The sequence below is a fragment of the Quadrisphaera sp. RL12-1S genome (assembly GCF_014270065.1).
In the GTDB taxonomy this organism is placed as follows: domain Bacteria; phylum Actinomycetota; class Actinomycetes; order Actinomycetales; family Quadrisphaeraceae; genus Quadrisphaera.
This window is the reverse complement of record NZ_JACNME010000012.1, coordinates 80,832-99,171: the sequence shown is the minus strand read 5'-3', so window position 1 is coordinate 99,171 and position 18,340 is coordinate 80,832. Positions and strand designations below refer to the sequence as shown.

The following is an 18,340-nucleotide window of genomic DNA, read 5'->3' as shown; positions in this document are numbered from 1 at the left end:
CGGCGGGTCACCACCTGATCATGGCCCGCGCCGGGCCCTGGTGAGCGCGTTCTGCCAGGTCCCCAGGTGGGCCAGCACGTGCTGGGCGACGGGCAGCTCTGCGGCGGCCTTGCGGGCGTGCGCCGACACGGCGCCCGGCCTCGGGTCGGCGAGCCACTGGCGGCCCGCCCACGCCGGCTGCCGCGCCAGCGCGAGCGGCAGCGAGGCGCGCTCAGCATCGCTCAGCGGCTGCTGGGCGCCGGCGTCGTAGGCGTCGGCGATCCGGACCAGCAGGTCGACGTCGTCCGACGACGGGAGGCCGTGGCCCGGCTCCAGCAGCCAGAACCAGAACGGGAGGGCCACGTCGTCCACGCGCGCCCGGTCGGCCAGGAACCCGAAGTCCAGGACGGCGGCCACCTCACCGCGGGAGAGGAGGACGTTCCCGTCCCAGAAGTCGCCGTAGGTGAGGTGCTCCACCTGCTCGGCGAGGAGCGCTGCTTCCCCCTCGGCGACCTGCCCGACGTGCTCGAGCAGCTCCTCCGCGAAGTCCTCGGGCGCGGCTGCTGGTTCCGCGCGCAGGCGCTCCACCGCCGCCGCGGTCACCGAGACCGCCTCCGGTGCCGGGACGTGGTTGGAGAAGGCGACGACGTGGGCCGCGGGCGGCAGGTCGGCGGTGCGCAGCGCGTCGTGCAGGCGGGCGAGCACCGGTGCTCCTGCGACCAGGCGGCGAGGTGTCCTCATCGGGTCGGGGGCCTCGACGAACGGCTCCAGCTCCACCTGACGGCCGTCGGGCAGGGCCAGCAGCGCGAGGGGTTCCACCGCAGGCACGCCTGCGGCGGCAGCGGCCTGCCGAGCGGCCTGCAGCGCTCGCACGCGCTCCCGGCAGGTCGTGGCGGGGTGGACCCGTGCCACGAGCGTCTGCCCGGGCACCTGCAGCGCGAGGTTGGTGGTGAACCCCCCGCCGAGGTCCCGCCAGTTGCTGGCGCGGAGCCCCGTCAGCGCGTGGAGGTGGCTGACGACGGTCGCGGCCTCGTCGTCCTGCTCAGCGGTCACGGTCTGGCCGCGCAGCGGCGATGCGGCTCACGCGTCGGAGCCTGCCCCCGCGGCGCGGCGCAGACCCCACCAGCGGGCGGCGAGCAGAGCCAGGGCGAGGGGGACGAGGGCACTGGCGACCTGCAGGGAGATGCTGGCAGGGGTGATCCGCCAGCCCTGCTGGAGGACCACGAGGTTGCAGCCGATGCCTGCGGCGGCAGCGACGAGGAGCGTGACGGCCCCCGCTGCGACCGTGGGCCGGGCACCGGTGCGGCCGCGGACCAGCAGCCAGAGCGCGGCCAGCGCGGCCACGAAGGACACCAGGCCCACACCGACCCATCCACCGGCGACCCCGGTGTGCGGCAGGTGGAGCAGGGGGCTGACCGTCGCGGTGAACAGCGGCACCAGCCCGGACCACACGACGCTGCTGGCGACGACGACGGCGGGCACGGCGACCGCGGTCCCGACCAGGGCCAGCCGGGCCGCACCGGGACGGTCGGGCGTGTGGCCGCCCTCGGCAAGGGTCCTGCGCAGGAAGTCGTCGAGGTCGGGGCCCAGCAGGTCAGCGGGACGGCGGCCGTCCGCCTGGGCCGCGCGGAGGTCGGTGTGCAGGGTCTCGACGATGGCGGAGCGGTCTGCGCGGCCGACCCCCATCCGGCGCAGGCGTCGATCGGCTGTGTGCGCGACGGTGTCGGCGTCGCTGCAGGGGTCGGCATCGGTGCCGGCGTGGCGGCGGCTGGGGCGCTCAGGCGTGGACACGAGCAGGCTCCTCGGGCTCGAGAGCGGGCACGGCACCTGCGGTGCGCAGGAGCGCGGTGATGGTGGTGGTGGTCTGCGTCCACTGCTCGCTCCAGGCGCGCAGGGTGCGATGGCCGTCATCGGTGAGGTGGAAGACCTTGCGCGGGGGCCCGCTGTCGCTAGGACGCGTCTCGTCGCGCACCAGCCCCTGGCTGCGCAGGCGGGTCATGAGCGGGTAGACGGTGCCGTAGCTGATGTCAGGCAGCCCGTGCCTCTCCAGCTGGACGACGAGGTCGTAGGCGTGGGTGGGGTTGCGGGCCAGCAGAGCGAGCAGGCAGGTGTCCAGAGCGCCGCGCAGCAGCTGGGTCCTGCGGTCGAGCTCTGGTGCCATGCCTCGCACAGTAGCTGCTGGTAATAGGTCTTGCCTAGTAGTGGTCCGGCGCGCTTCAGGCCGTCCGCACCACCACGAGGAACTCGGTCCCGCCGGGCAGCAGCTCGCCGGTCCACGCCGCCTCGAGGAGCACCGGGTCGTCGTCCAGCTGTCTCAGTTCGCGACCGCTCGGGATCCGGTCGATGGGCTGTGAGCTCCCGTCGTCCCTCACGACGGCGACCTCCACGACCCGCCCTCGCACCCTCACCTCAGCCTCGAGGTCGTGGTGGGTCTCGGACAGCGCGGGCGAGCCGTCTCGGCCGTCGACCCGCAGGCATCCGAGGTCGACGAGCTGGCCGCGCTCGACCGCGCTCCCGCAGCAGCTGTGCTCCCAGCCACCGATCTCGACGACGACGTCCACCGGGACCCCCTCCGACCGTGGTCGCTGTGCTCCGCTGTGCGAGCTCGTACCGGAGCACAGCGTCCACGGTCTGGCCGGGCAGCTGCGGCTCGGGTGGACCTTCAGGCCCGCTGACGGACCGCCGCAGGCCGCGCTACTCCGCGCGGGGTCGACCTGCTGGGCAGGCTCAGGCCCGGTGGGCAGGCTGGACCCCGGTTCCGGCGCTGGAAGCGGGGCCGAGGCTCCCCGCCGGTGCCGGGGTTCCCCACTCCGGCGCGACCGCACCTCGCCCGCGGCGCAGGGGGCGCGGATCAGGGGAGGGCGACGAGGCGGCGCAGGGCGAGGGCGGCCAGCGGGGCGTAGGCCAGCACCACGGGCGCCCAGCCCTCCAGCGACAGCGTGGTGGTGGAGCCGCCGTCCGCGAGGGCGCTCGGGACGACGCCGTGCTCGAGGCGGAGCCGGCCGCAGCACCGCAGGACGGCCGGCAGCGGCACGCCCAGCGCGTGCGTCGGCTCTACGCGCCACGTCCAGCGGCGGGCGTCGTCGTCGACGTCCTCGGCGGTGAAGTCGAGCCGCAGTCCGCCGTGGCCGCGCACGACGCCCGTCGTCCCCGTCTCGAGGCGGGCGGTGCTCGCGGTCACGGACGCGATCTGCGGGGACCACGTCGCCCACAGTGACGGGTCCGCGTACCGCTCCCACGCCAGCGGCGGGGGAGCGGTACCGGTGACCGCGAGCTCTCGCCTCACAGCGCCGTCACGAGGGCGGCAGCGGCACCCCGAGGCCCTCGACCACCTCGGCGCCGGGGAGCTGCCCCAGGAGGGCGCCGGGCAGCGCGAGCTTGGAGCGCCGGACACCGGAGCCGATGACGACGACGTCCACCTCCAGCACCGCGGCGTCGACCAGCACCTGCCACTCGGGCGGCAGCCCGACCGGCGTGATGCCGCCGAACTCCATGCCGGAGCCGGAGACCGCGCGGTCGTGGTCGAGGAAGGACGCCTTGCGCGCGTCGAGGCGCTTGCGCACGAGGCCGTTGACGTCGGCGCGGGTGGTGGCGAGGACCACGCACCCGGCGATCCGCTCGACGTCACCGCGGCGGCCGTTGACCACCACGCAGTTGGCCATGACCGACGCGGGCGCGCCAGTGGCCTCGACGAGGGCGGCGGTGTCGGCGAGGTCCGGGTCGATCTCGGCGACCAGCACCTGCTGCGCCGCCGCTCCCCACGCCTCCAGCGCCGCCGCCACGGGCGGGGCGAGCAGGTCGGCGCGGGGCGGGGCGGGCTCCCACGCGAGCCCGCCCGGCCCCGTCACCGGCCGTCCGCCGTCGAGGGCGCTCAGCCCTGCACCTGGTAGGTCGGCGAGAGCGTGGCGCGCGCGATGGTGTGGAACAGCGCCGTGAAGTGCACCACCGTGGGGGAGGCCGAGGCATCCAGGCCCAGGTCGTCCGTGTCCAGCGCGTGCACCGCGAAGACGTACCGGTGCGGGCGGTCACCGGGCGGCGGGGCGGCACCGGTGAACGAGGCGCCACCCATGTCGTTGCGGACGGTGGTGCCGCCGGCCAGCGCCGTGCTGCCCTCGTCGCCGGCGCCCGTGGGCAGCTCCGTGGTGGAGGCGGGCACGTCGAACACGGTCCAGTGCCAGAAGCCGGCCGGGGTCGGGGCGTCCGGGTCGAAGCAGCTCACCAGGAACGACTTCGTCCCCTCGGGGAAGCCGCTCCACGCCAGCTGCGGCGAGGTGCTGCCGCCCTCGGCGGAGTGGCGGTCGGCCATGGGCTCGCCCTCGGCGACGTCGGTGCTGGTGAGCGTGAAGGACGGCACCTGCGGCAGCTGGCCGTAGGGCTCCGGGGCGAGGGGGCGGTCGAGGTCCACGGGTGGGTCTCCTCCGGGCTTCTTCGGGGGGTGCGGGCGGGAAGCTGTGGTCAGCGCGGGTGGTCCTGCGCGGGCGAGCCGACGCGGGCGTCCTGCACCGGACCGTGGCGGCCGTCGGCGGAGGCGTCCACCACCTCGTCGGCGCCGTGGCCGGGCAGCCCCGCGGTGGCGTCCGCCGCGGGGTCCTCCTCGGCGGCGTCGAGCTGGGTGGCCACGCCGAGGGGGTCCTCGGCGGCGCGCTGGTCCGGGTCGCTGGTCACGTCGCCACTGTGCCAAGCGGGGGCCCGGGGCGCACTCCAGCGGGTCGGTGGGGGCGTCCTCACCTACCGTGGGGACGGTGATCCCCGTGCTCGCCAGCGCCTCGGCCGACAGCACCGCCGCTGCCAGCGGACTGACGGGACTGTCGGGGTGGGTGGCCGACGTCATGGACGCCCTCGGCTGGCCCGGCGTCTTCCTGCTGACCCTGCTGGAGACGGTGTTCCCGCCCATCCCCAGCGAGGTGGTGCTCCCGCTGGGCGGCTTCCTCGCCTACGACGGGCGGATGGACCTCGTGGCCGTCTTCCTCGCCGCGACCGCGGGCGGCGTGCTCGGGGCCCTGCTGCTGTACGAGCTGGCGCGGCGGATCGGCCAGCGCCGCGCCATCGCCCTGCTGGCCAGGATGCCCCTGGTCGACGCCGACGACGCCGACGCCGCCAACCGCTGGTTCCGCCGGCACGGCCGCTCGGCGGTGTTCTTCGGCAGGCTCATCCCGGGCGTGCGCAGCCTCATCTCCCTGCCCGCCGGTGCCGCGGGGATGCCCCTGGGGCAGTTCCTGCTGTTCACCACCGCCGGGACGGCGCTGTGGAACGCGCTGCTCATCGGCGGCGGGTACGCCCTCGGCTCCCAGTGGGACCGCGTCTCCGGCTACGCCGACGTGCTCGACAAGGTGGTCATCGGGGCCGTCGTCCTGGCGGTCGCGCTGCTCGCGGTGCGACGGGTGCGCAAGCACCGCGCCCAGCGCCGCGCGGAGCGCGCCGCCGCGCTCGCGGCGCAGGAGCGCGCCAGCACCCGCTGAGGCGGCAGGCACCCGGTGAGGTGAACCGCGGCCCGGCTGCATGTCCGGCGCTGGAGGACCCGCGCGGTGCTGCCGATGGGCGGGAGTGACCTGCCACCACGACGGCGCCCGCCACTGCGCCTGCACCCCTGAGCTCGTCGACCACGCCCCGCGCCTGGAGCTGCACACCCCGGACGCCCGCGCCCACGCCGCGCTGCGGCTCCTGGCCGCCCCGCTGGCCGTGGACGTGGCCCGCGTGGCACCGCACGCCTCCGTGGTCCGCGGGGACGTCGCGGCGCTGCTGCGCGCCGCCGCCGCCGGCCTGCCCGCCGCACCCCTCGGCGAGGCCGCGGCCCCGTCCTTCCCCTCACCGTCCGCGCCGTCAGCACCGTCAGTCCCGCCCTCGGGTGAGGAGCCCACGACGACGACGGCCGCCGGGCCCGCGGTGGAGCGGCCGGAGCCGACCGCGTCCCTGCCGCACCGCGCCGAGCTGCTGGGATCCCTCGAGCGGGCGCTGGAGCACCAGCGCCCCGGCACCACCACCGCCCTGCTGTTCTGCACGGTCGGCGAGGGCGACCTCGGCGGCGCCGTGCTGGGCGTGGTGGCCTCGCGGGTGCGCGGCCACCTGCGCCGCAGCGACGTCCTGGCGCACTGCGGGGCGGGGCGCTTCGTGGCGCTGCTGCCCGACCTGCCGCTGCCCTCGGGGGAGGACGCGGTGACCCGGGTGGTCGCCTCGGTGCGCGACGCCCTGCGCGAGCCGGCGGCCACCGCCGACGGGCTGTACCCGCTGCGCGCGGTGGTGGGCGCGCTCGTCCACCCCGGCGCCGACGAGCCCGACGACGCCGACGCCGGAGGCCCCCTGACCGCCGCGGAGATGCTCGCCGTGGTGGAGCGGGCCATGGAGCGCGGGACGCTGCCCACGCCGTGAGAGTTGATGAGGACCTCCTCAGCAGGCTGGACGCCGGAGCTCTGCGGCGGTCAGGGGCGGTCCGTGGCGGTCCTGTCGGTGCCTCGGAGGATCGGCCCCTTGCGGGTAGTCGTCTGCTCACGCTGAAGGGGCGCATCCTCCGAGGTGTCTGACCACCACCCCACCACCCCTCGAGCACGCCCCCTGCGTCCCCGGGGACCGGGCGTCACGCGGGGGCGCTGATCTGCGAGACCATGGGGCACGTGAGCTCCGCGCCTGACCAGTCCGCCCCCTCTGAGCCGTCGTCCTCGTCGTCGTCGTCGTCCTCCTCCACCTCGACGAGGTTCGCCGACCTCGGGCTCGGTCCGGAGCTGCTGGCGGCGCTGAACGACCTCGGCTACGAGGAGCCGACCCCGGTGCAGGCCGAGGCCGTGCCGCACCTGCTGGCCGGCCGGGACCTGCTGGGCCAGGCCGCCACGGGCACCGGCAAGACGGCGGCGTTCGCCCTGCCGCTGCTGCAGCGCCTCGCCGACGCCAGCCGCTCCGGCGCCCCCGCCGGGAAGGGGCCGTCGGCGCTGGTGCTGGCCCCCACGCGCGAGCTGGCGCTGCAGGTCGCCTCGGCCACCGAGTCCTACGGCACCGGGCTGGGCGTGCGGGTGCTCGCCGTGTACGGCGGCGCCCCCATCGGCGGGCAGCTGCGCGAGCTGCAGCGCGGCGTGGACGTGGTGGTGGGCACCCCCGGCCGCGTGCTCGACCACCTCTCCCGCGGCAGCCTGGACCTGTCCGGCGTGCAGACCGTGGTGCTCGACGAGGCCGACGAGATGCTCGACGCCGGCTTCCAGGAGGACATCGAGGGCATCCTCGAGCGTGCTCCGCGCGAGCGGCAGACGGTGCTCTTCAGCGCCACGATGGCCGGGCGCATCGAGCGGATCGCCCGCACCCACCAGACCGACCCGGTGCGCGTGGTGCTGCAGCGCGAGGTGCCCGAGGGCGGCGCGCCCCTGGTGGAGCAGCGCGCTCACGTGGTGCAGCGCGCGTGGAAGCTGCCGGCGCTGCGCCGCGTGCTCGACGTGGAGGCGCCCACCGCCGCGATCATCTTCTGCCGCAGCCGCGGCGAGGTCGACGAGCTCACCGAGTCCCTCAACGGCCGCGGCATGCGCGCCGAGGCCCTGCACGGCGGCATGAGCCAGGACCAGCGCGACCGCGTCATGGGCCGGCTGCGCGCCGGCGTGGCGCAGCTGCTGGTGGCCACCGACGTCGCGGCCCGCGGCCTGGACGTCGAGCAGCTCACCCACGTCATCAACTACGACGTGCCGGCCTCCTCCGAGGCGTACGTGCACCGCATCGGCCGCGTGGGCCGCGGCGGCCGCTCCGGGGTGGCCATCACCATCGCCGAGCCCCGCGAGGCGCGGTACATCTCCGGGCTGGAGCGCGCCTCGCGCGGGTCCATCGCCGTGCTGCCGGTGCCGACGGCGGAGGTGCTGCGGGGGCGGCGCGCCGAGCGGACGGCCGCGGCGCTGGAGGCCGCCGACGTCGACGGCGCCGCCCGCGAGCTGGCCGCCAAGCTCACCGCCGAGCGCGACCCCGGCGAGGTGCTGGCCGCCGCCCTGGTGCTGCTGGCGCAGGCCCGCGGCGAGCGGGCCGACGAGCCCGACGTCCCCGACGCCTCCTCCGGCCGCCCGCTGCGCTCCGGCCCGCGCGCCGGCGCCGAGCGGGGGGCCCGCCCGGTGGGCGGAGCCCGCGGCGAGGGGCGGCGCGCGCCCTCCGGCCGGCCGGCGGGCGGCGCGGGCGGTCCGCGCAAGCCGCGCATCGGCGGGGAGGTCTCCCGCGTGTGGGTGGGCCTGGGCCGCCAGGCCGGGGTGCGCCCGCAGGACCTGGTCGGCGCCGTCACCGGCGAGACCCGGCTGGACGGCGGCGAGGTCGGCGCCATCGAGGTGCACGAGCGCTACAGCCTCGTCGAGGTGCCCTCCGGGGCCGTCGACGACGTGGTGACCGGGCTGCAGAGCGGGCTCATCCGCGGCCGCAAGGTGCGCGTGCGCCCCGAGCGCTACTGACCGCCCGCCCGCCCACGAACGAGGGCCCCGCTCCGGTCGGTGCGACCGGGGCGGGGCCCTCGTCGTCGTCGTCCTACGGGGAGGTCTGCGCGCTGGTGAGCACGGGCTGGATCACGGGCGCGACGTAGCCCTGCAGCGGCGAGAACACGATGACCAGCACGATCGCGGCGATGCCGAACATCGTGGCCAGCACGTGCTCCGGCTTGGCGCCGGTCTTGAACAGGCTGGCGCTCAGGCGCGCGGAGTGCCCGCCCACCCAGGTCAGGGGCACGGGCACGCCGCCCACGGTGAGCCAGTCGCCGAGGATGTGGACGACCACGCCGCCGGCCACCGCGTACGGCAGCCACGGCAGCGCGTGGTCGGCGGTGTGGGTGACCCAGTAGGCGCCCGCCGCGGAGATGACGAGGTTGCCGATGACCGTCTGCTCGACCTTGCCGGGGATGACCACGTGCAGCGCCTGCAGCGCCAGCCCGATGCCGAGCGCGATCACCGCCATCGACGCCCAGGGGTTCTGCGCGGCCAGCACCGTGAGCAGCCCGAAGATCGCGGGTGCGAGCAGGATGTCGTGGGTGCCCTGGCGGTGGCCCCCCGCGATCTTGCCGACCACCTTCGCGAGGGTGGTGGTGATCGGCCCCCACATGCGGGCCACCGTGGAGCCGGTGGAGCTGGGCATGACCCCGCGCCAGTGGATGCCGCCCTGGTCGAGGTCGGGCAGCATCGCGAAGCCGCCCCAGGCCGCCACCCAGGCGACCTGCTCGACGGGTCCGCTGACCCCGACCTGCCCGGCGAACGGCAGCATCGCCGCACCGGCGGCCAGCCCTGACATCGCGTGCGAGTGACCCAGCACCCGTCTCGCCTCCCCGATCGCTCCGCCGGGTGACCACAGGCCACCCGGCGTCACACGCTAGTCACGGACGGTCGCCGGGTCGTGGCCGCCGCGCCGCCAGTGCTGAGACGCCACGAGGGGGATGGGTACGCAGCGCGGCGTACGGGCGGCTGCGCTCCCAGGACGACGACGGCGACCGCCCGCGCTGGCTAGCGTCGAGCGGTGACCCCTGCGCCGCCGCCCGACCGGGCGGCCGACCGCGCCGCGCAGCGCCGCGCCCGCCTGCGGCTCGCGGCGCCGGCGCTCGCGACGGCGGTGGTGCAGGTGGCCGGCACGCGCGCGATGTCCTTCGCGCTCCAGCTGGACCTCAGCCCCTTCCCGGCCCACCTGCCGCTGCTGCTCGCCGGACCGGCATCGCTGCTCCTGCGCCGCCGGTGGCCCCACGTCGCGCAGCTGGTCGCCGGTCTGGCGCTGCTGGTGTGGGCCGCGCTGACCGGGGTCACCGGGCCGGTCTGGCTGTCGGTGGCGGTGGCGACCGTGAGCGCCGTCGCGGGCTCGCCGCTCGGGCGCGAGGGGCTGGGCCAGCGAGGCACGGCCTACGGCCTCCTCGCCGCCACCTGGCTGCTGAGCTGGTACTTCGCACCCGCGGCGTGGTCGTCGGTGGCCGGGTCGCTGGCCTGGCTGCTCGTCGTCGCCGTCGGCGAGGGGGTGCGGGCCCGTCGCGCAGCCGCCGCCGACCGCCGCCGGCAGGCCGAGCAGGAGGCGCTGGCCCGCGAGCAGGAGCGGCGCCGCCGCGCCAGCGACGAGCGCCTCGCCGTCGCCCGGGAGCTGCACGACGTCATCGGCCACAGCCTCTCCATGATCACCGTGCAGTCCGGGGTGGCCCTGGAGCTCATGGACGGCCGCCCCGAGGTGGCCCGCGAGGCGCTCACCGCGATCCGCGCCGCCAGCCGCGACGCCCTGGTAGAGGTGCACGGCGTGTTGGCCTCCCTGCGCGGCGACGCCCCCGACGACGAGCGCCCGCCTCGGGCCCCCGCGCCGTCGGTCGCCGACCTCGACAGCCTCCTCGCCCGCCCGCGCGCCGCGGGCCTGCAGGTCAGCGCCACGGCCGAGGGGGAGCTCGCGGGCCTGCCGGTGGCCGTCGACCTGGCCGCCGCGAGGATCGTGCAGGAGGCGCTGACCAACGTGGCCCGCCACGCCGGCGGGTCGGCGGCGCGCGTGCTGCTGCGCCGCACGCACGACCGGCTCGTCGTCGTCGTCGACGACGACGGACCGGGCGCTGCCGCGCCCGCGCGCACCGGGGCAGCGGCCTGCCCGGGATGCGCGAGCGCGCCCGCGCGCTGGGTGGCAGCCTCGACGCCGGCCCGCGCCCCGGGGGAGGGTGGCGCGTGGAGGGGGTGCTGCCGCTGTGAGCGAGACGGTCCGTGTGCTCGTCGCCGACGACCAGCAGCTGGTCCGCGCCGGCTTCGCCGCCCTGCTCGACGCGCAGGACGGCATCGTGGTGGTGGGCCAGGCCGACGACGGCGAGCAGGCGCTCGCCCTGGCCCGCGAGCTGCGGCCCGACGTCGTGCTCATGGACGTCCGCATGCCGCGCCTGGACGGCATCGAGGCGACGCGGCGCATCACCGCGGACCCGGCGCTGGGCGGCGTCCGCGTCGTCGTCCTGACGACCTTCGAGCTGGACGAGTACGTCTTCGACGCGCTGCGCGCGGGCGCCACGGGCTTCCTGGTCAAGCACACCGAGCCGGCGGAGCTGGTGCGGGCCGTGCGGGTGGCCGCGGCGGGGGAGGCGCTGCTGAGCCCCGGCGCGACGCGGCGGCTGGTGGCGGAGTTCGCCGCCCGCTCCGCCGCGCCGCCCACCGGCGCCGGCCCGCGCGCCGCAGCGCTGGACGTGCTCACCGCCCGGGAGCGGGAGGTCATGGCGCTGGTGGCCGAGGGGCTGTCGAACGAGGAGGTCGCCGCGCGGCTCGTGCTGAGCCCCGCCACCGCCCGCACCCACGTGGGCCGGGTGCTGGCCAAGCTCGGGGCCCGCGACCGGACGCAGCTGGTGGTGCTGGCCTACGAGACCGGGCTGGTGCGCCCCGGCTGGCAGGGCTGAGCCGTACGCCGCCAGGCGCAGCCGCAGTGACGCACCCAGGCCGACGCGGCGGACGGGGTCGGCGGAGCACCGTGGACGGCATGGACGCACTCCTGACCAGCCCGATCTCCACCACCGTCGCCAGCACCCTCACGAGCACCGCGACCGACCCGCGCTGGGGCTACGGCCCCTGGCACGGCGGCGGCCCCGGCCCCTGGCTGCTCGTGCCGCTGCTCTTCTGGGTGCTCGTCATCGGCGCCGTCGTCGTCACCGTCCGGCGCCACCGCTCCCGCAGCGCCGAGCACGTGCTGCGCGAGGCGTTCGCCCGCGGCGAGGTCGACGAGGAGGGCTACCGCGCCCGCCTCGCCGTGCTGAGGAGCACCCGGCGATGACGGGGCTGTTCGGGCTGCCGGTCTCGGTGGTCTCCGCGCCGCACCCGCGCCGCCCTGCCCGGTCCTGGCTCGAGCAGGTCGTGGCCTGGGACGCCGCCGGCGTCGACACCCTCCTCGTGCCCGACGCCGCCGGGCTGCCGTCGGTGGTGCCGGCGCTCGCAGCGGCCGCGGCCGTCACCACGCGCATCCGGCTGCGCCCGTGGGTGCTCGCGGCACCGCTGCGCAGCCCGCAGGTGGTGGTCCGCGAGGTCGCGGCGCTGCAGCACCTGTCCGACGGACGCGCGGAGCTGGGGATCGGCACCGGTCGCCCGGACGCGGCCGCCGACGCCGCCGCGCTGGGCGTGCCGTGGCCCGCGCGGGCCTCCGAGCGGCTCGCCCAGCTGGAGGCCGTCGTCTCCGCGGTGCGCGAGGGCGTGCCGGACGCGCCCGTCGTCGTCGCCGCGGCCGGGCCGAAGGCGCTCGCGGTGGCGGGCCGGGTGGCCGACGTCGTCGCCCTGGCCACACCGCCGCACGCGACCGGCGACGACGTCACGGCGCTCGCCGCAACCGCCACCGGTGCGGGTGGCCCCAGCGGCGGCCAGCGGTCACCGCGGCTGGCGTGGCAGCTGGTCGCCGTGGGGGACCGGACCAGCGCCTTCGTCGCGCGGTCCGGCGCCACCGGTGCCGGGCTGCGGGCCGCTGGGGCCGCCGGTGCGCTGCCCGCGGACGCGCACGAGGCCCGCGAGCAGATCGCGGGCCTCGTGCGGCGGTGCGGGATCGGGGAGCTCGTCGTCCCCGAGGAGCTCGCGGCGGACGTGCTGGCCCTCAGGCGGTGATCAGCGACGGGCGGCGGGGGCCTCGTCAGCCAGGCGCTCGAGGTCGAGGCCCTCGCCGGCGGGCTCGGGCACGGCCAGCTCCTCCTCGGGGGTGTCGCCGTGGGCGGCGGGGGCCGCCGCCTCGGCGCGGGCGAGCATCCGGTGCCCGGTCGCGAGGATCGCGATGGCCACGAGGAAGGAGGCGGCGCCCACCCAGAACGGCAGGCCGAAGCCGCTGGCGGCGGCGAGCTTGCCGGCCACGAACGGGGCCAGGCCGCCGCCGATGAAGCGCAGGAAGCCGTAGGCGGAGGAGGCGACCGGGCGCTCGACGGGCGAGACGAGCATGACGGCCTGCGTCATGAGCGTGTTGTTGATGCCGATGAAGGCGCCGGTGGCGATGGTGGCCACGATGACGACGGCCGGGTGCGCCACCCCTGCGGCGATGACGCCCATGAGCACGGCCAGGCCGGCGAAGACGGCGTACATGGTGGGCGCGGTGCCGAAGCGCGCCTGCAGGCGCGGGGCCACCCAGACGCTGAAGGCGGCGACCAGCAGGCCCCAGCCGAAGAAGACCCAGCCGAGCTGGTGCACGCCCAGCTCCATCGGGTACGGCGCGTAGCCGAGGAGGGTGAAGAAGCCCCAGTTGTAGGCGAGGGCGGCCAGCGCCATCGTCAGCAGCGAGCGGTGGCGCAGCGCCTTCAGGGAGGCGAAGACCGGCGTCGGGTGCGCTGGCTTGGGCGTGGACGGCACGAGCAGCGCCGTCGCCACGAGGGCGATGAGCATGAGACCCGAGACGCCGAAGAACGGGCCGCGCCAGGAGATGCCACCCAACAGGCCGCCGACCAGCGGACCCACGGCGATGCCGAGGCCGAGGGCGGCCTCGTAGAGGATGATCGCGCCGGCGAAGCCGCCGGTGGCGCTGGCCACGATGACGGCCAGCGAGGTGGCGATGAACAGGGCGTTGCCCAGGCCCCAGCCGGCGCGGAAGCCGACGATGCCGTCGACGCCGCCGCTCATGCCGGCGAGCCCGGCGAACACCACGATCACCGCGAGGCCGGCGATGAGGGTCTTCTTGGCGCCGATGCGGCTGGAGACCGCGCCGACGAAGAGCATCGCGACGGCGGTGACCACGAGGTAGCTGGTGAAGAGCAGGGAGACCTGCCCGGGCGTGGCGCCGAGCTCGTCCTTGATGACCGGCAGGATCGGGTCGACCAGGCCGATGCCCATGAACGAGATGACGCAGGCGAAGGCGACGGCCCAGACGGCGCGCGGCTGCTTGAGCATGTCGCGCATCGACGTGGGGGCGTGGGAGCTCACGGGAGCGAGTCCTTCCGGGGGTTCTGGGGGTGTTCTGGGGTGGGTCAGGCGAGTGCGAGGGCGCCGCGCCGGTCGGTCGCCGCGCGCGCCAGGCGCGTGAGGGCGGGCGTTGCGGCCAGGAGCACCTCGGCGTCGCCGTCGGGGGCGGTCTCGAGCAGGTCGGCCAGCGCCGCGGCGCGGGCTGCGCGGCGCGCGCCCACCAGCTCGCGGCCCGCGTCGGTCAGGACGACGACGAGGGCCCGCCCGTCCTGCGGGTGCGCCGTGCGGGCGACGAGGCCGTCGCGCTCGAGGCGGGCGACCATCTGGCTCATCGCCGGCTGGCTGACGCCCTCGGCGGCGGCCAGGGCCGAGACGCCCGAGCCGCCGTCCCGCGCGAGGCGGGCGAGCAGTGTGGTGGAGGCCAGGCTCAGGTCACCGGGGGGTGCCAGGCGCCGGGCCCAGCTGAGCAGGTCCTCGAGCGCCGCCGAGAACTCGGCGGAGGCGTCGGTTGCTGCAGGCACCCGTCATTTGTATCACTCGCTTATGCATCTGTCGACCTGAGGAGGCGTGGGTGCGCGCTGTGACCGATCTGCCACCACGAGTTCGGCGAGCCTCCCGCGAAGAGGGGGGTCGGAGGCCTAGCGTCTGACCACGGACCGCAGGACCCGAGGAGGCCACCGTGCCCGACCCGACCACTCCCGCCCCCCGTGCCGGCGAGCCGGCGCGGATCACGTGCTCGTGCCCGGTCTGCGGGGCCATGACCCTGCCGGCCGACAGCTTCGACCTGGTGGTGTGCGCCTCCGACGCGGCGCGCAGCTTCTACCAGTTCACCTGCCCCAAGTGCTCCGGCCTGGTCACCAAGCAGGCCTCCGAGCGCGTGGTCACCGGCCTGTCCGCCCGCGGCGTCCGCGTGGCGAGCCTGCCCCTGGAAGCGCTGGAGGACCACGCCGGACCCGTCCTCACCATGGACGACCTGCTCGACCTGTCCATCGCGCTGTCCAACCCCGACGCGGTCGCCGCGTTCCTGTCCGCCGCCAGCTGACGGGACCCGCCCTCCGACCTCGCGGTCACCTGATCTCCTGGTCGCGCGGTCGCCGATCATGCAGAAGACCCGCACCTGACGCGCTCAGGTGCGGGTCTTCTGCATGATCACGTGGGCGATCAGCGCCACAGGTCGAGCAGCGACCCCACCAGTTCCGGCACCGAGCCCCAGTCGAGGCCTCCGGAGGCGTGCGGCGCCGCCACGGCTCGCGCCAGCTGCAGCGCTCCCGGCCACCCCCGGTCCTGCGGGCGGCGCCCGGGGACGAACCAGGCCGGCCCGTCCTCGTCCGCTGCCGGGGTGCCCGACCGCGGGGCGCCGGCGCGCTCGGGGGGCAGCGCGTCCAGCGCCGTAGCCAGGGCGAGCAGCGGCGACGTCCACGGCGCGCCACCGGCCAGCAGGCGCTCACGGGTCTCGAGGGCCAGCGGCCGCAGTGCCCGCGCTGACGCCGTGGGCCTGCGGCGCGGGGGAGCGGTGAGCCAGCCGCGCTCCGCCGCGTCACGTCGCAGAGCCCGCTCGACGCGCGTGGACCCGGCGGAGCCCCGCAGCTCGTCGACGTCGTCGAGGTCCCGCACCTCGCGACGCGCGCCGGTGCGCCTGGACACCAGGCGCTGCACCACCTCCAGCAGCTGTTCCTCGTGCGACCGCAGGCTCGGACTGCCGCCGCCGTCGTCGACGACCTCCAGGTGCCACGACGGCTCCACCTGGAACCGGTTCGGCGAGGTGCACTCCACGCGCAGGAGTCCGCGACCGGCGAGGCCGAGCAGCGCCGCCCCCACCAGCCGCGGGTGCGACCTGCGCTGCAGCAGCAGGCCCACCTCCGCGGGGGCCACGGCGAGCAGCGGATCATCCACCGGTGCATCCTCCCGGGCGGCCTCGACGGGGACCAGCGACCATGGCCGGCGTGGAGCAGCCCGGACAGCCGACGACCAGCGCCGGGTGGCGCGACGAGCGCGGTGAGACCGCGCTGGCGCAGCTGGACCGCCACTGGGTCGAGCTGCTCCAGGAGCTGCGCGTGGTCCAGACCGGCGTGCAGGTGCTCACCGGCTTCCTGCTGACGCTGCCGTTCCAGTCCCGCTTCGAGCAGGCGCCCACCTGGCAGGTGGTGGTCTACCTCGTGGCGGTGGGGCTGGCGGTGCTGGCCACGGCCCTGTTCGCCGCGCCGGTCAGCGTGCACCGGGCCCTGTTCCGGCGCCGCGCTCGCGCGGAGCTGGTGGCCGTCGGGCACCGCTGCGCCGTGGCGGGGCTGGCGTGCCTGGCGGGGGCGCTGGTCGCCGTCGTCCTGCTGGTGGTGGCGGTGCTCCTGGGCGGCGGCCCGGGCCTCGTGGCCGGTGGTGTCGCCGTCGTCGTCTTCGCCGGGCTGTGGGGCGTGCTGCCGTTCACGCTGCGCCGCCGCGCGCTGCGCACCACCCGCCAGCCCACCCCATGATCACGGTGGGGTGTGCGCACAACGCCCATGATCACGGTGGGGTGAGGGGGGCGGGGAGGCCCTCGGCGCCGACCACCGTGAGGCTCGTGACGGCTCGGGTGAGCACCACGTAGAGGCGCTGCAGGCCGCGGGGCTCGGCCGCGACGACGGCGGCGGGGTCGAGCACGACGACGTGGTCGTGCTCGAGGCCCTTCGCGAGGCCGGCCGGGACCACCACCACGTGACCGGAGAGCTGGTCTCCGGTGCCGCTGTCCCCGAGCACGGCGACGTCGAGACCCGCCGCCCGCAGCGCGTCGGCGGTGGCCTCGACGGCGGCGTCGGTGCAGATGACGGCCGTCGACCCCTCCTGGGCGGCGCGTTCGGCGGTCACCTCCACCAGGTCGGCGGCCTCACGCAGCCGCAGCGAGCCGGGGGCGCGCCGGGCCGCCCGCGGACCGGGCAGGTCGGGGGCGATCGAGGGCAGCAGCCGGGCGGCGAAGTCGAGCACCTCACCCGGCACGCGGTAGCCGACCGTGAGGGGCCGCACGGTCGCCTGCGGTCGGCCCAGGTGGCTCATCACCGCGGACCAGCGCCCCAGGGAGGCGTGGTGGGTGGCCTGCGCGAGGTCGCCGAGGACCGTGAGCGACCCGGTGGCCAGCCGCCGCCCGATCGCGCGGCACTGCATGGCGGTGAGGTCCTGGGCCTCGTCGACGACGATGTGCTCGAAGGTCTCCGGGCGCTCCAGCAGCCCCTCGACCTCGTCGAGCAGGACGACGTCGGCCGCCGTCCAGGGGGCGCGGGCCAGCGAGCGGGGGCGCGTCTCCCAGCGCAGGGCGGCCTGCTCGTCGGCGTCCAGGAGCCCCTCGGCGGCCCGGGCCAGCAGCGCCGGGTCGCTGTAGAGGTCCGCGAGCAGGTCGACGGCGCGGCGCGCCGGCCAGAGGGCGTCGACCGCGGCCTTGACCGGCTTGCTGCGCGCGGCCCGCGCGGTCTCGCCGTCGGTGGGGGCGAAGCCGGCGGCCTCGCCCTGGCGGCGGGCGTCCTCGGCGACGGCCCTCGCCAGCCGGGTGCGCGCCGCGGCGTAGTAGACCTCGCGGCGCTCCGCCGGGGCGGCGACCTTCTCCGCCAGGGTGCGCACCACGGCCGCCACCCGGTGCGCCCGCACCCGGTAGCGCCGGTCCGCCAGCTCCAGGACGACGTCCTCGACGTCCCCGACGGGCTCGCGCACGCCGTCCAGCAGCGCCCGCAGGAGCACCTGAGCCAGGCGCGGGTCGGCCTTGACGGCCTCGACCTCAGGGGCGTCGACGGCGCGGACCGCCACCGCGGGGCCGAGGTCGGCGACCGTGCGCTGGGTGACGTCCACCTCGCCCAGGGCGGGCAGCACCTGGTCGATGTAGTGCAGGAACGCCCGGTTCGGGCCCACCACCAGCACGCCGCTGCGGCGCAGCCGCTCCGCGTGGCTGTAGAGCAGGAACGCCGCGCGGTGCAGCCCGACGGCGGTCTTGCCGGTGCCCGGGGCACCCTGGATGCAGACGGACTCCTCGATCGGGGCGCGGACGATGTCGTCCTGGTCGGGCTGGATGGTGGCGACGATGTCGCGCATGGGCCCGCTGCGCGGGCGCTCGATCTCCGCGACCACCAGAGCCCCGAGCGCGGGCCCGCCGTCGTCCTCCGGTGGCGGGCCGCCCGCTCCGGCGAGGTCCTCGTCCTCGTAGCTGGTCAGCTCGCCGCGGGAGAAGCCGAAGCGCCGGCGCAGCAGCAGGCCCTGGGGGTCGGCGGCGCTGGCCTGGTAGTAGGTGCGGCTGACGGGCGCGCGCCAGTCGATGACCTGCGGGTCGCCCGCCGGGTCCACCACGTGGCGGCGCCCGATGTGCAGCGCGCGCCCCGGGTCGTCGATGCGCCCGAAGAACGCCGGGACGTCGGGCAGGTCGGCCAGGGCGCGCAGCCGCTCGGCGCGCTGGGCCCCGAGCCGCTCGGAGGCGTAGGCGTCACCGCCGACGTCCACGAGCGCCTCGGCGGTGCTGCGCATGTGCGCCAGGCAGTCGCCGACGTGCTCGAGGAAGGCGCCCTCGGCGGCGAGCACGGGATCAGGGGGGAGGGGGGAGGTGCTTGCGTCGGAGCGAGCCACGAGCC

At 76.6% G+C, this 18,340-nt stretch carries 21 protein-coding genes and 2 pseudogenes; 9 read left to right on the top strand and 14 right to left on the bottom strand.

Going from position 1 to position 18,340, the window contains the following annotated elements:
• Nucleotides 1–18: 18 nt before the first annotated feature.
• The 8 genes from H7K62_RS17855 to H7K62_RS22945 all read right to left on the bottom strand — a co-directional run bounded on the left by H7K62_RS17855 (nt 19) and on the right by H7K62_RS22945 (nt 4,644).
• Nucleotides 19–1,032 carry a protein kinase family protein gene (locus H7K62_RS17855; RefSeq protein ID WP_186721023.1) on the bottom strand — a complete coding sequence of 338 codons (1,014 nt, stop codon included), beginning with the start codon at nt 1,030–1,032 and terminating at the stop codon, nt 19–21.
• A 27-nt stretch (nt 1,033–1,059) separates the two neighbouring features.
• On the bottom strand, nt 1,060–1,770 hold the full coding sequence (locus H7K62_RS17850; RefSeq protein WP_186721016.1) for a hypothetical protein: 711 nt from the start codon (nt 1,768–1,770) through the stop codon (nt 1,060–1,062).
• Nucleotides 1,757–2,140, bottom strand: a complete 384-nt coding sequence (locus H7K62_RS17845) for a PadR family transcriptional regulator (RefSeq protein ID WP_186721014.1) — start codon at nt 2,138–2,140, stop codon at nt 1,757–1,759. Before H7K62_RS17845 ends, H7K62_RS17850 begins: the two co-directional genes overlap by 14 nt.
• A gap of 55 nt (nt 2,141–2,195) precedes the next feature.
• Nucleotides 2,196–2,540: a hypothetical protein gene (locus tag H7K62_RS17840; RefSeq protein ID WP_186721012.1), complete on the bottom strand. Its 345-nt coding sequence runs from the start codon at nt 2,538–2,540 to the stop codon at nt 2,196–2,198.
• 290 nt (nt 2,541–2,830) lie between these two features.
• Complete coding sequence (locus H7K62_RS17835; protein ID WP_186721010.1) at nt 2,831–3,265, bottom strand: SRPBCC family protein; 435 nt, start codon at nt 3,263–3,265, stop codon at nt 2,831–2,833.
• 7 nt (nt 3,266–3,272) lie between these two features.
• Nucleotides 3,273–3,827 (bottom strand): YbaK/EbsC family protein, encoded by a 555-nt coding sequence (locus tag H7K62_RS17830; protein ID WP_186721008.1) that lies wholly within the window; start codon nt 3,825–3,827, stop codon nt 3,273–3,275.
• Between the two features lie 23 nt (nt 3,828–3,850).
• Nucleotides 3,851–4,384 carry a YbhB/YbcL family Raf kinase inhibitor-like protein gene (locus H7K62_RS22950; RefSeq protein ID WP_186721001.1) on the bottom strand — a complete coding sequence of 178 codons (534 nt, stop codon included), beginning with the start codon at nt 4,382–4,384 and terminating at the stop codon, nt 3,851–3,853.
• Between the two features lie 50 nt (nt 4,385–4,434).
• On the bottom strand, nt 4,435–4,644 hold the full coding sequence (locus H7K62_RS22945; RefSeq protein WP_186720999.1) for a hypothetical protein: 210 nt from the start codon (nt 4,642–4,644) through the stop codon (nt 4,435–4,437).
• Nucleotides 4,645–4,721: 77 nt separating this feature from the next.
• On the opposite strand from H7K62_RS22945, the gene H7K62_RS17815 reads away from it, so the two are divergent.
• From H7K62_RS17815 to H7K62_RS17805, 3 genes are all read left to right on the top strand, one after another.
• Entirely contained in the window at nt 4,722–5,438 is a 717-nt protein-coding gene (locus tag H7K62_RS17815; RefSeq protein WP_370591839.1) for a DedA family protein, read from the top strand.
• 85 nt (nt 5,439–5,523) lie between these two features.
• The gene (locus H7K62_RS17810; protein WP_186720997.1) at nt 5,524–6,345 is read left to right on the top strand and encodes a nucleotidyl cyclase domain-containing protein; all 822 of its coding nucleotides are present in this window, start codon (nt 5,524–5,526) and stop codon (nt 6,343–6,345) included.
• 233 nt (nt 6,346–6,578) lie between these two features.
• Nucleotides 6,579–8,378 (top strand): DEAD/DEAH box helicase, encoded by a 1,800-nt coding sequence (locus H7K62_RS17805; protein WP_186720995.1) that lies wholly within the window; start codon nt 6,579–6,581, stop codon nt 8,376–8,378.
• Between the two features lie 73 nt (nt 8,379–8,451).
• Here the strand turns inward: H7K62_RS17805 and H7K62_RS17800 are convergent, their stop codons facing one another.
• A complete protein-coding gene (locus H7K62_RS17800; protein WP_186720993.1) occupies nt 8,452–9,225 on the bottom strand; it encodes a metal-dependent hydrolase in 774 nt (257 codons plus the stop codon).
• A gap of 575 nt (nt 9,226–9,800) precedes the next feature.
• Entirely contained in the window at nt 9,801–10,100 is a 300-nt protein-coding gene (locus H7K62_RS21665) for a hypothetical protein (RefSeq protein WP_222437837.1), read from the bottom strand.
• On the opposite strand from H7K62_RS21665, the pseudogene H7K62_RS24235 reads away from it, so the two are divergent.
• The 4 genes and pseudogenes from H7K62_RS24235 to H7K62_RS17780 form a co-directional block, all read left to right on the top strand.
• Nucleotides 10,063–10,143: pseudogene (locus tag H7K62_RS24235) on the top strand (hypothetical protein); the annotation flags it as partial. The gene H7K62_RS21665 and the pseudogene H7K62_RS24235 sit on opposite strands and share 38 nt — an antisense overlap.
• Nucleotides 10,144–10,612: 469 nt before the next feature.
• Nucleotides 10,613–11,302, top strand: a complete 690-nt coding sequence (locus H7K62_RS17790; protein ID WP_186720991.1) for a response regulator — start codon at nt 10,613–10,615, stop codon at nt 11,300–11,302.
• A gap of 80 nt (nt 11,303–11,382) precedes the next feature.
• Nucleotides 11,383–11,673: an SHOCT domain-containing protein gene (locus H7K62_RS17785; protein ID WP_186721153.1), complete on the top strand. Its 291-nt coding sequence runs from the start codon at nt 11,383–11,385 to the stop codon at nt 11,671–11,673.
• The gene (locus H7K62_RS17780; protein ID WP_186720989.1) at nt 11,670–12,488 is read left to right on the top strand and encodes an LLM class flavin-dependent oxidoreductase; all 819 of its coding nucleotides are present in this window, start codon (nt 11,670–11,672) and stop codon (nt 12,486–12,488) included. Before H7K62_RS17785 ends, H7K62_RS17780 begins: the two co-directional genes overlap by 4 nt.
• Before the next feature lie 66 nt (nt 12,489–12,554).
• On the opposite strand, the pseudogene H7K62_RS17775 reads toward H7K62_RS17780, so the two are convergent.
• Both H7K62_RS17775 and H7K62_RS17770 read right to left on the bottom strand, forming a co-directional pair.
• Nucleotides 12,555–13,760, bottom strand: a pseudogene (locus H7K62_RS17775) (MFS transporter); the annotation flags it as partial.
• 68 nt (nt 13,761–13,828) lie between these two features.
• The gene (locus H7K62_RS17770) at nt 13,829–14,284 is read right to left on the bottom strand and encodes a MarR family transcriptional regulator (protein WP_222437814.1); all 456 of its coding nucleotides are present in this window, start codon (nt 14,282–14,284) and stop codon (nt 13,829–13,831) included.
• 158 nt (nt 14,285–14,442) lie between these two features.
• On the opposite strand from H7K62_RS17770, the gene H7K62_RS17765 reads away from it, so the two are divergent.
• Entirely contained in the window at nt 14,443–14,805 is a 363-nt protein-coding gene (locus H7K62_RS17765) for a hypothetical protein (RefSeq protein ID WP_186720987.1), read from the top strand.
• 119 nt (nt 14,806–14,924) lie between these two features.
• On the opposite strand, the gene H7K62_RS17760 is transcribed toward H7K62_RS17765, so the two are convergent.
• Entirely contained in the window at nt 14,925–15,656 is a 732-nt protein-coding gene (locus H7K62_RS17760; RefSeq protein ID WP_186720986.1) for a hypothetical protein, read from the bottom strand.
• A 41-nt stretch (nt 15,657–15,697) separates the two neighbouring features.
• Between H7K62_RS17760 and H7K62_RS17755 the strand changes: the two genes are divergently transcribed.
• Nucleotides 15,698–16,231: a DUF6328 family protein gene (locus tag H7K62_RS17755; protein WP_186720984.1), complete on the top strand. Its 534-nt coding sequence runs from the start codon at nt 15,698–15,700 to the stop codon at nt 16,229–16,231.
• 31 nt (nt 16,232–16,262) lie between these two features.
• Here H7K62_RS17755 and H7K62_RS17750 read toward each other — a convergent pair whose 3' ends face one another.
• Nucleotides 16,263–18,290: a HelD family protein gene (locus tag H7K62_RS17750; protein ID WP_222437812.1), complete on the bottom strand. Its 2,028-nt coding sequence runs from the start codon at nt 18,288–18,290 to the stop codon at nt 16,263–16,265.
• Between the last annotated feature and the right edge of the window lie 50 nt (nt 18,291–18,340).

Bases quoted from the DNA above. Each gene is read 5' to 3' on its own strand.
- H7K62_RS17755 (WP_186720984.1), top strand. From the start codon at position 15,698: ATGGCCGGCGTGGAGCAGCCCGGACAGCCGACGACCAGCGCCGGGTGG.
- H7K62_RS17780 (WP_186720989.1), top strand. From the start codon at position 11,670: ATGACGGGGCTGTTCGGGCTGCCGGTCTCGGTGGTCTCCGCGCCGCAC.
- H7K62_RS17805 (WP_186720995.1), top strand. From the start codon at position 6,579: ATGGGGCACGTGAGCTCCGCGCCTGACCAGTCCGCCCCCTCTGAGCCG.
- H7K62_RS17845 (WP_186721014.1), bottom strand. From the start codon at position 2,140: ATGGCACCAGAGCTCGACCGCAGGACCCAGCTGCTGCGCGGCGCTCTG.
- H7K62_RS21665 (WP_222437837.1), bottom strand. From the start codon at position 10,100: ATGAGCTCCAGGGCCACCCCGGACTGCACGGTGATCATGGAGAGGCTG.
- H7K62_RS17785 (WP_186721153.1), top strand. From the start codon at position 11,383: ATGGACGCACTCCTGACCAGCCCGATCTCCACCACCGTCGCCAGCACC.